Annotated in this window: 4 protein-coding genes; all 4 read right to left on the bottom strand. The window is 34.9% G+C overall.

All coding sequences use genetic code 11. The features are described 5' to 3' along the window. Positions 1-179: 179 nt before the first annotated feature. The 4 genes from ABWH96_RS20355 to ABWH96_RS20370 all read right to left on the bottom strand — a co-directional run bounded on the left by ABWH96_RS20355 (position 180) and on the right by ABWH96_RS20370 (position 16,126). Positions 180-1,247, bottom strand: coding sequence for a hypothetical protein (locus ABWH96_RS20355; protein ID WP_375579327.1), 1,068 nt, complete (start codon positions 1,245-1,247; stop codon positions 180-182). Between the two features lie 16 nt (positions 1,248-1,263). Continuing rightward, positions 1,264-8,958: a fibronectin type III domain-containing protein gene (locus ABWH96_RS20360; RefSeq protein ID WP_375579328.1), complete on the bottom strand. Its 7,695-nt coding sequence runs from the start codon at positions 8,956-8,958 to the stop codon at positions 1,264-1,266. 406 nt (positions 8,959-9,364) lie between these two features. Further along, a complete protein-coding gene (locus tag ABWH96_RS20365) occupies positions 9,365-10,831 on the bottom strand; it encodes a PorP/SprF family type IX secretion system membrane protein (RefSeq protein ID WP_375579329.1) in 1,467 nt (488 codons plus the stop codon). 24 nt (positions 10,832-10,855) lie between these two features. Next, entirely contained in the window at positions 10,856-16,126 is a 5,271-nt protein-coding gene (locus tag ABWH96_RS20370) for a tandem-95 repeat protein (protein ID WP_375579330.1), read from the bottom strand. Between the last annotated feature and the right edge of the window lie 41 nt (positions 16,127-16,167).

A 16,167-nucleotide genomic window follows, 5' to 3' on the forward strand; every position in this document is an offset into this window, starting at 1 on the left:
TTGAGGTGAGCAATGATTTATCATATTTTCACTTAAAACGCTTAAAGTAAATTTAAATGTTGAAAAGTTTTTGAAAAAAAAAGTAGAAAATTTTAAAAATGTTAGGAATGATACTCAAAAATGAAATGTTGGATTTTGACAATCTAAGGGTGGGCTTGGTAGAACTAATTAGCTGAATTTCATTCTAGTACTGCATTAATTTCTTTTGCTATGATTTGATTTCCATTGGGTGAAACATGGCAGAAATCGATGAAAATATGTTCATTCCCGTTAAATGAGGCACTTAAGTCATAAACCCAAGGATATTGTTTTTCCTTAATTTTTTGATAAAATAATTTATAAACTTGCCTAAAATTTTCTCCTAAAACAGGGCCTAAATCCAAATGATCTACTCTGGGATTTCCCACATAAGCAGCTGGTTGCAATATGGCATAAAACTTACCCCCTCTTGAGGTCACAATATCATGTGCAATTTCCCAATTGGTAAGCATAAAGTCTGCTATTGCTTCTGCCTTCTCAGGCGAACTTAAACAATTATACATTTCATCTCTTTCCGCAGGATTTATCTTCTTGGATAGAAGTATTAATTTATCGAAGAAAATCTTTCCAATAGCTTCTTTAATCATACTGAAATATGAGGTATAGAGTTTACCTCTAAACATTGGAACTAATCTATGACCAGGAACTTCCACATCCGAAGGACACAAAAAAGCCGCATCATTGACTCCATCATAAAAAATCACTATATCAGATTTTTTACCCTCCTCATAAAGTGAGATTAAAGCATCAAGATTTTGCCTTGAATTATAGGCTAATTGTCCATGATTGTAAACTTTAAAATCTGAATTCAATTTTTGAAATAAGGAAGGAATGGTATTGTGATCGTCTGCTCCCTCTCCCCATAAGGTTGAGCCACCAAAAAATCGAACGATTTTAGCAGAATCAGATTTTTGAGATGCTGCTATAGTTTTTCTAATACCTTTCTCATCAATATTGGTTGTTTCTCCATTATATGGCTTCGTTTTCCAGCCTACAAATGGCTCATAGAGATGATTAACCTTATTATAATCTTGAAATATCTTTCTCGCGTATTCCCGATTATCCTGATAGTTCGGAAGATCAGCTCTACTTTTAGTATTGCTGTTCTTAAGATAAACCCCAACTAAAAAATTCACCACGAATAATAAGATAAGAAAAATAGCAAGGTTGATAAATATCAGCCTTGCTATGGACATTAATTTTTTCAAATTCACTTTTATTTTACTATTTCAAAACTACTTTAAAAACACCAATTTGATCTTTATCAAGCACTCTCAGTTGATAAATACCATTATTTAAGTTTTTGGGAAGTTCTAATCTATAGCCGTTTTCAATTTCTGTTTTATGCACCGTTTCAGATATAATCGTTCTACCACTTAAATCCAAAACCTGCAGTCTTATATTTAGCCCGTTTAATGCCCCTGAATGTATATTTAAATAATTTTTATCAGTAGGATTTGGATAAATAAGAATGCTCTCCCTATCAAGTTTTCCAATAGTAGAAGAAATTATAAACTCAAATTCCTCTGAATTAGCTGAACACAGATTATGTTCTAATAATACCGAGTAAAACCCCTCCTCATTTAAAGGAATACGATTTTTATTTTCATATTCCGGAAGCAATTCATTATTAAAAAACCAGAATAATTTAGCTTCAGATTTAGGATTTTCAATAAAAAGTGAATCGCCCTCAAATTTCAAAATTGGTGTTTCCAATGAATTAACCTGAACTGGAACCTCAACTAATTCTCCTTGATTACAACCAAAAGTATTTTCGACTTTCACTTGGATAGGAAGCATTTCTAAATTTAAATTATTAAGAAATAAATCAACACCTTTTTCATTCTCTAGTAATGTCCCAGCAGAATACCATTTGACTGAATAGTTATCATAATTTCCATCCAAGGTCACTGAAATACTATCCCCTGCACAAACACTATAATTTTCTTTATCAAAACTTATAACAGGATTGCTCATGATTTCAATTGGAATCTCTACCATTTCGTCATTAGTACAATCTAACTGATTATAAGCCATAACCGAAATCGGCAACAAATCTTTAGTCAATTTCTCAATTTTAAGATTTGAGTTATTTTCACCTTCAATCAAATTACCAGAAGTAAACCATTTATATTTAATGCTTTCGTTGTCGGCATTGAGCGCTATATCAAATTCTTCTCCTTCAAAACCTATATAACCCTCATCTAATAGTTCAATTTGAGGTAAATTAACTACTTCAATACTATGTGTAGTGTTTAAAACCATTTCTTCGCAACCAGATTTTGAAGCAATAATTTTCAATTCGGATAAACCCATACCAACTGAATTGATATCAATAGGAATTTCTATTTCATCACCATTGCCTAAAACAGATGTTGAAACTTCACTTTCACCATTATAAGCTGTGTAATAAATACCATCTTGACTATTTGGAATATTTACAGTCAAAGAAGAAGCTGTACCTGAACAAAACTCAGTCTGATCACCCCACTGAATTTCTTTATTTTCAATAAGAAAATCTCCTTCAAAATCATCGGCATACAATTCAATCATAGATTTTTCCGAAACACAACCATTAGCAGATTTTATTTGTGCTGATATCAATTCATATTCATCTTCCAAGTCATGATAGAACAAGGTATCTCCAGAATATTCAATGGACGTTTCATAGGACTCATTATACCATAAAATTTCATCTGTTTCATTCTGTCTATTTGCAATTAGCATTACTGAGGTTCCTTCACATTCTACAAGAAAATCCTTTTGCAATTCAGGAGCTTGTAATTCTTCTTTTTGAAGCTCAACTTCTCCACCAATATTATAAACACTACAACCAGGGAATTGAGATTTCACATAAAAATGTTCAACAGAATTTACCGAACTACTATCGATTGAAAAAGATAATGATTCATTAGTAGCCATAAGTGGTGTAGAAACTTGATTTCCATTTTCATCAGTTATAAAATAAAGAACTCCATATTGGGTATTTTCAATTTCGATTTCCGTTGATGAATTTCCAGAACAAAATGTATTATCATATACCAAATTTTCATTCAACTCTCTTTCAGGACGAACAAAATTTAAAATAAATCTATCTTGATAACTCGCTATTTCATTTTCGTCCACACTAATGTTTATGATCTGATTTTGATTTAAAGCTATAGTATCTTCATTGTAAGTATCAATCAGTGTGACTTCTGCCAATTGAAAACGATCAATATTTTCAAATTTTAATTCCAAATCACCACTTAGGACATTATTCATTTGTAAAGGAATACTTAAATCACAAAATTCCATTGACATATTATTCATTGCCAAATTAACTCCGTCAGTTGACTGAGAGTAAAAATTAATAATAGAATTAGGTCGCTTAAAGCCATCTTCCAACTTAACATATTCATCAGAGGCCGATTCTTTAAATTTAATGTAAGTCGCATCCTCTTGATTCGATTGATCTTTTAATACAATCTTAAGGTGATGATCTATGCCTGGAACCGTTCTAAAAAATTCTGCATTTGAAGCATTTTCATTTGTTGAAATAGCATCTTCTGTAATTGTTAAACTTGGATTTAAATTAGTTGCTTGCACCCAAAAAGCTTGACCAGAAGCAATTTCTCCATTTACCAGATCACCTGTATCATCACTTCTGTCATAAATATAGAATTGAGACTCATTATTAGGCATGTTCTTGGCTACTGATACCACATTTCCTATTCCACTTGACACCCACCCCTCGTTAGTCCATTGAATGGTAGCGGCATAAGGATTACCAATCAAGCTCCAGCCGTCTTCCGCATCTCCAGTGCCTCCTGATACATTGTAATTAAAATCTCCTTGGTGAAGATTACCAATATTCTCAATTAAAACTGCATTGTTTTGATCTCTAATATAAGGTGCATAACCTGTACCAACATTAATTGGATAGGTATTATCAGTGCCACTTGGCGGATATTCTTTCCAACCTCCATTATCTTCATCATAATAAAACAAAGAAGCAGATGAAGCTAATCCACCTCCAGTGCTGGCACCGCTAAAGTCTCCAGTTATAGGAAAAAATTCCTGCCAATCTTCAACAGTTACTCCAGATACGGGCGATGAAATATACCTATATAATTTAGCGGCCGCCATATACCGTTCAGCTTTTACCTGCCCGAGTAATTGAGCACCATTTTTCATAGGTAATACTTGAGCTGTTATCGTATCATTTGATTTAAGAATCAGATGACCATTTGATTGGAATATTCCAGCATCTAATTTGATTCGATCAAACAACTTTAATTCATTTTGAAGTTGCATTTCGCCAGAAGCAATGAATTCCAAATTCGTAAGTTTATTCATTTCAGTATCCATACGAAGATAGGATGTGGCACTACTTGAAGAATTAACACTTATACTACCTAAATTGGAGGCAATTGACGCATTTGCATTTTCTGAATTAATATCAGCATTCCCCACAATTTTAAGCGTATGAGCTCCAATATTGATTTGGCTGTTATCAGCTGTTTTTAATCCACCACCATTTCCACTGCCTAATGAAATTTCAATTGGTTGAACTGATTGTATATTTACAGTATCATTTGAAGATATTGCTAGATCGTAAAACTGTAAATTCCCGCTAGCTTCGAGATTATGATGACCACCTCCACTAAACTCAAGAGCTACCAAATTATCCAATGCTAAGGAGTTTAATTCATTCTGAATAAGAAAATCACCATGAATCAACAATTTAGAGAGATTTCCAGGTAAGCCTTTCAAGCCCAAGGCCCCAGTAATTTCAAGATTTCCTGAAATTTCCATAATTCCTTCACTCAAATTTTTCTGACCAGTACTGTTTAAAGTAACATTGCCAAATTTTCCTGCTGGCAAATTGTCGTAAGTGTTAAAATAAATATGTGAGCCTGGCTCTGAAGGCAAAAACTCTGGAAGGTTTGCAGTATTAACTTGAACTACTGCATTATCCATTATTTGAACTTTTCCGTCCAAATCTGCTGAGATTTCCAATGTTTCTCCTGATTCAACTACCAGTTTTGAAATATTTCCATCGATTTGCCATTGATTATTCAAAACGGAACTAGAGCTTCTATTCCTTAATTTGAACACTTGTCCATTATTGATGAAATTTTCAGGTGCAGTACCTGATCCATCAGTTGATAGACCCCAAGTGCTTAATTCATTTATATTCCCTGTACTTTTAGCATAATAAAAAACGGGGGAATCTGAAGACACACTAATTCCACTTGAAGGGGCTGAAGTATTACCACTGACATCAACTGCTGCTACTGTCAATATATAAGTAGTTTCAGGTTCCAACTCACTTGTATAAAAAGAATTATTATTGCTTTCTCCCAATAATTCCCCATCTGCATAGACTAAATATTTATCCACTTTATGATTATCAGTCGAAGCAGTCCATTTAATACCCGTATTGGTGTAGGTAGTTGATACCACTTCCAAATTTGAAGGTACGCTAGGCGGGTCTGTATCTGTTGTTGTGGTAGCATTAGCTGTATTGGAGAAAGATGAACTACCATTTTCATTTACTGCTTTTACTTTATAGAAATAAGCTTGACCTGGCAATAAGTCCGTATCCTCATGAGAAGTAAATCCATTTTCTATACGACCAATCATTTGATAATTTCCATCACTTTCGGGAGCCCTATAAATTTCAAAATGCGTTAAAAATTGAAGTAGTTTTGTTTTTACTTCTGAGAAGATATAGGCATGTCCGTTGTCATTCAAATGAACTCCATCTCCTGCATCAAGGGTTGACTCAATCATACCATTATCATCAGCCAAGCTATCAAACACATCTACTACATAAGTTGTAAAGCCAGCTCTGACAGAATCAAGTTCTTCTAATAAAACAACTCTCTTATTTGAAGATGGTCCAAAATTTCTCGGTTGAGGAGTAATGACAAAAGTCTTTATTCCTGCTTGATTTGCCAAAGCCTTAATTTCTCTATAATGCGCCATGGTCGTTTCAGCAGGTATTTCCAAATTCGCATTGTTAGACGGAAGATTAATAATCAAGTAATCAGGATTTAGGCTTAATGCCTTTGTTATATTATGATCAGTATCCACTGATGGATTTGAACCGTTATCACTGCCATCGGGTCTAATATGATAAGTAGTAAAGCCCCCTACAGCTAAATTTGTAAGTGAATAAGTAGTGGTGCTATTTTCTCCTAACCAATGATCCAAGCGACCCACCCAAGCACTATCTGGATCCACTCCATAGCCTTCTGCAGTAGAAGAACCCAATACCACTATATCTAAATCATCAGGAATTAAATCACTATGATCCCAAGATAAATCAATTTGATTCATACCATTTGTAGAAGCCGTTAAATTAGTTGGAGCAGATGGTGGGTCATTAACTTCAATTGTTCCGCTTTTGAGCATAGAGTCAGGGATTAATGTCCAGCTTCCACCATTAAATCGATAAAAAACCTCTAAACATTGACCTCCACTTTTCTCAAAGTGTGTAACAGTAATTGGGTAAGCTCCTTCGCTAAAATTCAGTACAACAGGAATATCATCACCATCATTACAACCATGTAATCCATCATTATCAAAGACTAAATTTGCAGGATCGAAGCCTCCTATATAAACCCGACTTCCATCATCCGAATTTGTTTTAAATTCATATTGCCCAGCATTTTCAATATTGACATAACCATCAAATTTGAAACTAAAGAAATCATCTTGTGTGCGTTCACTAAGTCCAAAATTAGGGACTGTACCAGTGTATTCTATAAAACTCCAGTCAATTTCATCCAATGAATCGTAAGAACTAGTACTATGCTCATAGGTTAGCCCTTCAAAAACAGTGGTGACATTTACTTGATTACTGGCCATTGAAATATTACCATTATAGTCCACTGCCTTTACTGTAAAAGTAAAGTTGCGTCCTTCTGCCAAGTTTTCAACCGTAAAGCAAGTAGCATCACTATTAGTGGCAATAGAGTCTGCTCCAAAGTAAATATAATACTGTGCAACAGCTTCATTATCTGTAGAGGCTTGCCAGCATAGAGTAGCGGAGGTTATGGTGTAATCTTCTACTATCAGGTTATTGGGCGTAGATGGTCTTTCATTATCAGATCCTGAAAGAATTGAAACCGCGGTAGTATAAGGCGATACCTTATCATTAGAGACTGCCCTAAGCTTGTAAAAGTATTCCATGCTTGATACAGCAGAAGTGTCTTCAAATGAAATGGCATCTTCCTCCAATAATCCCATAAATTGATAGAAACCATCTACCTCGGTACTTCTATAGACTTCATAGCCTTTTTCATTTTGACTTTCATCATCCCAAAAAAGCCTCACACTACCACTAGAAGTTAAATTCGCTTCAATATTGGTAGGAGAAGTTAAATCTGCAGGAGCATTAAAGGTGACATATATTTCCTTCGAAGGAATACTTGGGCAGCCACCAAAAGTCTCCGTGGAGACACTATAAGTTCCCGCTGATTTTACATTATGAAAGGAAGTAGTATCACTCAGCACCACTCCGTCTTTTTCCCAATAATAATACAGATTACTAGCTTCCTCTGTTTGGAGTTGAACTGAATCCACTCCATTAATATCAGGCAAGTGGGTGGTGTTTAAAGCCGTAATCTTAGGGGTTATGACCACACTTTCCTTAATCACTACAGGTTTTGACCATTTATTCCAATCAGCCTCAGATGGGTTTTCCTCAAATCTACTGAACCTTACTCGATAAGTCCCTGCTATATCTGCAAAAGCAGTAGCGGAATCTAAACCGGCTATAATTTGTCCATCACGTTCCCATTCATATTTCCTAAATCCTCTAGGCACTCCTAATTTAGCACCCTGTCCGTTACTGGCACAAATGGTACTGTCTCCATAATAAACATGGATATCAGAATTATCCCTTTCTCTTATCCACGAAAAAAAGTCTGGCTCGTTATAGGCCGTATTCCAAGTTCCGTGTCCAAGATTATCGTAAATATAATATCTGGCCAAACCACCCATCTCCTCAAAGTTTCGAATAAGTGTATTGGTCTGATTTACAGTTGGATTTCCATCTTTTCCTCCTTGAAAAACCCACATAGGTATGTGTGCGATCTCCTCACTATTTTGAACTTTTGTGTTAGCAGCTGAAGGCGACATCAATAAAACACCTGCAAATAAGGCCGGATCTGTTTTCAAAAGTGTTACAACATGTTGGGCACCATTTGATAATCCATGCACCACAACTCTATTTCTATTAATATTATATTGATTAAGAATATTATGAATGATTCTAACAACACTTTGTATTTCTGACCCATTCCAACCATTTAAATTTTGAGGGAATAGTACAAAACCAGGGAAATCTCTAGCACCCAAGGTTGGGTCATTTGGTAATTTAGTACCTGCTCTATTTACAGCATCAAGATGTTGTTTTCCACCATGCAATAGGTTATGGTCATTATTTAACAAGTCTCCAGAAGTACTAGGCCCTGCCTGAGGGGAATTTTCATTTGGATCCCAATTAGTACCACCAAAATAGCAATTATTACCCCAACAATTTCCCCTTTCACCTGCTCCGTGTAACATTATAATTAATGGGTAGCCCTCTTCAAAATTCTCATCATAACCATTTGGTTCTAACAAACGAAAATTCTGAACGAACTCTGTATTTGGAATATCATAAATAAGATGACCTTGGCCATATTGATCAGAATTCCAACTTGTCCTATTAAAATAACTAGTAACTCCTCCATCTGTAGACCCCCTAAAACTGTAAGTACCATCCAATATCGGGTATTTATCAATATTCAATTTAGGTCCATCGGGGTTACCAGGCTTGTCATGAAACTTATACCCATGCACATAGTTATTTACAATCTGTCCAGAAGTAGTATTTGCCATCAAAATGATGAACTTCAACGTAAGTATAAATAACCTTTTCATATATTATAAAATATTAAAGACCAAACAGATAATTAAAAAATCACCTTTAGGTTGAAAGCAATTAAGCAAAAGCTATTTAATCAAATCTTTAATTTTGACATGTACCTTTTGTACGTAAAATTAATAATTATAAACGTTTAAATCGAAATTTATTCGACTAATTTTAAAAAAAAATCTATTAATAGTAATATTTGTTACTTGGGGTGAAAATTACTGGAATGAAGGTACTTTAACCAAATATCGGAAATAAAAATATATATACAGAAGTATTTTATTTAGAGGAATATTTTCACACTTTGATTTTTTATTGAATGTATGATTGAATCTAATGTAGATTTGATTGAAGAATTGTCACTAGAATTAATGTTGTTTTAAGAAAGTTGAAAAAATACATCCAAGACAAAGATTATTTTATCTCTAAAATCCAGCTTTCATTGAAATCCAAAATATTGGCATTTTTAATTGACCTCAGCTTTTGTAAAGCAGTCTCCTTATTATTAGTCTTTTGTGCTATAGTATAGTAATATGAAGTTTTATTATAATAAGCTATGTTTAATTGATAACCGAATTCTTCAGCCATTTTCATATATTTTTCAGCATTAGCTTTAGAAGAAAATGCACCTACTACAATATAAATCCCTTTCATATTATCTAAAACCTTACTAACTTTCTCATTAAATTCTTCTTCTGGATTCTTTGTTTCAGAGGTGAAAGGAATGTCTTCATTTTGATTTAATTGAGTTGTATCATTTTGAACTAAATTTTCAGATTCTACTTCTGCTTTTGATTCTAGCTCAACAACTTTATCCTCAACTGGTTCACTCCTCTTATCACGTTCAGTCAGTTCAGTAGATTCAACTTTAACACTATCCTTCTCTACTTCTATTGGTTCCTCAATCTTTTCCTCTGTCTTAGCTTCTGTAATTAACGCTTGATTTTGAGGTCTAAGCTCTTCTAAATAATCTCTTTTGCCTGACATAAAATTCAAATAAAACTCCTGAGAACCTTGCCCAAACTGACTCGATTGATCATTAGACATTTCATATGCATATCCTGCACGTATTTTATTCATAAATTTAAAGCCTATATTAAAGGTAAAGCCATTAAAAGAATGGTAACCTGCTCCCAACCAGATATTATTTTTATAACTAAAAAACCCACTCGCTTGATAATAACCATCTTTAAATTCATTATTATAGCTTTGATATATAAGCCATGGAGTAAAACTTATTTCATGGTTAATATTTATAATGTAATTAACAGAAGTAGTAGTAGATTGAAAAGGGACAAATTTTGGATTTAAAAATTCATTAGTATTTTTAAGATTAGGTTCTATCATAAATGGAAGTGAAAAACCCACATTTAGATTATTGAGCTTATAATAAACTCCTGCTTGTGCCAGTGGGTTAAAACTTTGATTGGATAATCCACTAACTGCAGGATCCAATGGATTGTCAATAAAATCATTGTTAATATAAGTTACATCTGCTCCCAAACCCACTCCAAAACTTAGCCTGTGTAAAGTGCTTTTCTCCTTCCCTGGAAAGATACTGTAAGCAAGATTCAAATTTGCTTGATTGGTATTAAACAAAGCCCTTTGATCATTAATTGCTATTAAACCTAATGCAAAATGTTTTCCAAATGGTAACTGAGTTGATAATCGGATGGTTTGTGGAGCTCCTTCAATTGCAGTCCATTGCTGACGAAAATTAGTTTCCAATTCAAAAAAGCCAGTATGTCCCGTATATGCAGAATTAATAAAGACTGGAGATAAATAATAATGGTTGAAAGGGATATTTTCTTGTCCTTTAGCCTGAAAGCTAAACAACACAATTAAAAACAATATACATTTATCAAGATTAGAAACCTTCATTTTATTATTTTTTTAACTCCGCAATTATCTAATTATAACTACTGACCCCGTTAATTTTTGAGAAGTATCGCTACAGCTTATCACATAATAGTATGCTGTTTCTGGCAATGGCCTACCGTTAAGATTTCCATCCCATTCATTTGCATAGCCAATTGATTCATATACTTTTTTACCAATTCTATCAAATACTTTGATGACACAATTACTTATATTTTCTACCCCTTCAATGTTCCAAGTATCATCTATACCATCACCATTAGGTGAAAATATTTTTCTTGGCCTTGCTAATTCAGCTTCTGCTAAAACAGTAATTCTTTTTGTTGCTGAATTCTCTAAACTATCTATATTCGAAACATTTACCCTTACATAATAAGCTCCTTCTTCGAAATTACTTACTTGCACAATATTAGAAGTATCAGGCTCAATTTTTAAATCCGTTGGGCCATAAAGCTGCTCCCAATTGTAAGCTGAAATAAGGCTATTTTCAGATTCAGCAAAAACTTCTATAGTAATAGATGAATCAGGAAGCTGTACTACAACATCTCCACCTGCATTTAGAGTAGGCGGGCTTGGCTCAAACTCTTCCTCTTCTGATAAAACATTAAGTTGAACTTCATCAAAACTGCTTTGACCAGCATTATCAATCGCTGTAAATCTAAATTTGAAAATACCCTCACTTAAATTAGTAATTAATAATTGATTCGTATCCTCTCCTGATAAATCAAGGTTTTCACCTGATATTTGTTCCCATAATAAACTGGAAATTGTTCCCCCTGCAGACTCTGCTTCCCCAGTAATTAGTACCTCTGCCTGTGGCAACTGGATTGACAAATTAGATCCTGCATTGACAATAGGTGGCTCTAAAAATTCTTCAGAAAGCACTTGAACATTTACAAAGTCCTCAGCAGTTGCCCCTTCAGTATCGAATACCCTAATTCTAAATCTGTAAGTTCCTTCTAATAAATCACTGACACTAACTGTTGCTTGTCCACTATTGGTTATGGTCAGCTGTGGACCGCTTACTTTTGACCATACATAGGTTAATTCATCACCATCAGGATCGTTTGCAGTAGCCGTAATATTTACAGAATTTTCTGGAAGATTTATTTGTATATCATTACCCGCATTTACTGTTGGAGGGCTATTGGCATTTTCTGGTAATACCGACAGTGTCATTGCATCAGATGCTGTAGCACCATCATCATCTGAGGCTGTAATTTCAAAAACATATTGATCAATTTCTAATTCACTCAACTCAAGGTCAGGAGTAGTCTCATTACTTAAAACCACTTCGCCTCCAGATAACTTAGACCAAGAAATACTAGAAATTTCACCATCAGAGTCAGAAACGGTAGCATTTATGGTAGATTGGTTTTGAGGGAATTTTATATTTTTATCTGGCCCGGCATTAACAACAGGAATTTTATTTGTGTTTTCTGGAAAAACTGTTAAAAGCATATTATCAGTTGATGAAAGCCCCTCGTCATCTGTGATTTTTAATCTAAAATTATAAACGCCTAGTTCCAAGCTGCTTAATATTAAATTAGCATTTGTAGAATTAGTTAGTACAGCACTTCCACCTGACACTTTAGACCATAAATAACTTGCCACATTGCCTTCAGGATCAAAAGCACTTCCATTTATCACAACTGAGTTAGTTGGTAAAACTAAAGATTTGTCAGGGCCTGCGTTTGCTATTGGAGGCTGGTTCACATCTTCATCAGAAACAGTTAAAATCATTTCATCACTATCTTCAGCATCCCCATCATCTAATACTGTTAATTTAAAAACATATTGGCCTATACTTAAATCTGAAATAGTAAGGTTTGGAAGATCAGAATTGGTTAAGGTAAGAGGATCCCCAGATAATTGAGACCATTCATAGCTTATTATTTCTCCATCATTATCGGTTGCAGAACCATTTATAGTTATAGAATTTAGTGGTAAAACTGCTAATCGGTCATTTCCTGCATTCGCTACAGGAGATTCATTAGTGGATTCAGATAATACAAACACAAAAACTTCATCAGAAGCAACTGCTCCATCATTATCTGTAGCTGACAACCTAAATGTGTAAGAACCTGCAGTGAGTCCTGAAATTGATAAATTTGGTGTATTCTGATTATTCAAAGTCGCTGAAGCTCCACTTATTTTAGCCCAACTATACAAGGAGATTTCTCCATCAACATCTGATGCACTTCCATTTAAAGTAGTTGAATTCGTAGGTAATTTAATAGTTTTATTTTCTCCCGCTTCAACAATAGGAAAAGAGTTTACGGATTCTCCAAAGACTGTTAATTTCATTTGATCAGATGCTTGAGCACCATCATCATCAACTACGGATAATTGAAAAATATATTCCCCTTCAATTAATTCAGTAGCCGTCAAATTTAATGTATTTGTATTTAAAAGTGCCGCACTTGACGGCCCACTTATTTGAGTCCATTCTATAGTAGCTAATGTTCCGTCCGAGTCAGATGCAGTTCCGTTGATTGTAATAGAATTGGTTGGCAAATCAATGTTTCTATTACTTCCAGCATTTACAGTTGGACTATTATTATTTTCCTCATTTACATTGACTACCATAATATCAGTCCCTGTCTCCCCATCATTATCTGTAACAGTGATTTCAAATCGATATTGACCAGCTACTAAATTCTTGGCCTCCATTGAAGCCTGGTCATCATTTATTAAGTCAGCTGTAGAAGGCCCATTAATTTGAGCCCATTGATAACCTTCAACTGTACCATCTTCATCCACACCTGAACCATTAATCTCAACACTATCTTGAGGTAAAGTAATAGTTTTATTAGGGCCAGCATTAGCAATTGGAGGAGTGTTTAAAGCAGTTACTGTTACCCTTACCTCATCTGAAGCCAAACTACCATCATTGTCTTCTACAGTAATCTGGAAATCATAAATACCTTCTTTGAGCTCATCAATAACCAAAGACGAGCTATTTTCACCTGATATTGTAATATCCGTTTCTCCGCTTACTTGTTCCCACAAATAAGAAATTACCTCTCCATCTTCATCTGATGCACTCGCGTTTAATGTCACAGAATTTGTAGGTAAGGTGATTGACTTATTGTTTCCTGCATTAACAACTGGCGCTATATTAACTTCTTCTGGAGCAACATTAACATCAACAGCATTAGTTTTTTTTCCACCATCATTATCAGTTACACTAAGTCTAAATCTATAATTCCCTTCTACTAAGTCAGATGCCGTTAGGGTTGAAGTATTTTCACCTGATAAAGTGGCAAAACCACCAGATGCCTTAGTCCATTCATAATTCACAATTTCACCATCAGGATCCGAAGCTGTTCCACTTAAAACCACCTGATTAATGGGTAAAACAATAAATTTATCTGGACCTGCATCAACATTCGGGAGTTGATTTACTACTTCATCATTTACATTCACTATTGCTTCAGCCGAATTTGTTGCACCATCATTATCTGTCACTATAATAGAAAAAATATATTCCCCAGGACTGTTCAAATCACTAGCGGTTAGTGTTGAAGTAGTACTATTTTGCAGAGTAGAAGAACTCGGTTCACTTACAACCTCCCATAAATAAGAATTAATACTTCCATCTGGATCTGAAGCCACCGCTTTGATATTTGCGGAATTCGTAGGTAAGGTAATAGTTTGTTCTTCCTCCACAATTGAAACCAAGGGTACCTGATTCGTCTCTAGTACAGTAACTTGCATAAGGTCAGAATCGGTAGCTCCATCATTATCTGTAACTGTTAACCGAAAAGTATATGTTCCTGTTACTAACTCATTAGCAGTGGCCGTAGAATTATTGGGATTAACTATTGATACAGATGAACCAGAAGTTTTTTGCCATAAGTATGATGAAATTGTTCCGTCCTCATCGCTTCCAGTTCCAATTAAATTAACTGAATTCGTAGGCAATTGAATTGAAACATCACTACCAGCATTAGCAATTGGGCTTAAATTTTCTTCATCCAAAACCTCTAATTGTACCTCGTCACTATCTGTTGCATTATCATCATCCTCAACAGTAAGCTCAAATACGTAGATACCCGCTTCTAGATCTGTAACTCCAAGATTTGCTTCATCAGTATTTGATAAAGTAGCGCTTCCGCCAGAAGATTTTGTCCACAAGTAACTTATAATATCCCCATCACTATCAGAAGCAGTACCTGAAATTGTTATGGAATTCGTGGGCAATTGAATTTGTGTATCTTCACCTGCATTTGCAGTTGGTGGTGAATTAGAATCGACAACAGTAAGCTGCATTTGATCAGAACCAGAATTACCATCATCGTCAGTTGCAGTTAATCTAAATTGGTACAGCCCCTCAACTAAATCACTCACTGAAAGAGTAGCGGTAGAAGCATTGCTTAAGGTAACTGATGGGCCAGATACTTTTTCCCATAAATAACTATTAATGGAGACAGAAGAATTGGCAGTTCCAGATATACTTGTACTATTCGTAGGTAAATTTAATGTGATATTTTCTCCAGCATCAACAGCTAGAGAAGCCTTACTTTGTGCCATAAACCATTCATAAATATTGGGCGTATGCAATGAATTATCGGTTCTGTAAGCCCTAGACCATGCATTATGCCCTACTCCTTCATAAATTGTCATTATGGGTTCAGGATTGATAGCTGGGGTACAATTATTTATGGCATCTATCATGTTAATAGTCCTGTTCACAGATACCACACCATCTGAATCTCCGTGAAAGGCCCATATGGGGACATTTTCAGCGGCTATATCACAAGCCTTACTTAAATTATTTCTGCTTCCACAAACTGGGGCAACTGCAGCGATTTTTTCAGGGAAGCTATGGGCATAAAACCATGCACCTCCACCCCCAAGGCTTAAACCTGTAACATAAATTCTATTTAAATCAATCCGGAGGCCATCATTCAGCACATGCTCAACCACCTCATCCATGTAATTTGGTGGCCAATTGCCTAAATTGGTTTTCAGCTGTGGGGATATTAGAATAAAAGGAAAGTCGTGCCCGTTTTTCACATGCATGGGAGGCCCGTTTCTGGCAACTTTCGTTAAATCCCCTTCATTATCACCTCTTTCACCCAATCCGTGAAAGAAAAACATGATAGGGTAATCATCTGTATTTTCATCGTAGTCGGCAGGAAGATACTCATAATACCAGGTTCCAGATGGGCTCTCTTTAACTGCTTGATTTTGAGAAAAAACTAGGCTTGAACTCAAAATAAAACCGATTATCAGTAATGATATAGTTCTGCTTATTGATAATACTTCAAAATCGCAGGAAAGTCTCCTCATTATACTTGAATTTTCCATACCTTTAGTTGATAGAAATTATC

The organism is Marivirga tractuosa (assembly GCF_042140215.1).
Taxonomy (GTDB): Bacteria; Bacteroidota; Bacteroidia; order Cytophagales; family Cyclobacteriaceae; genus Marivirga; species Marivirga tractuosa_A.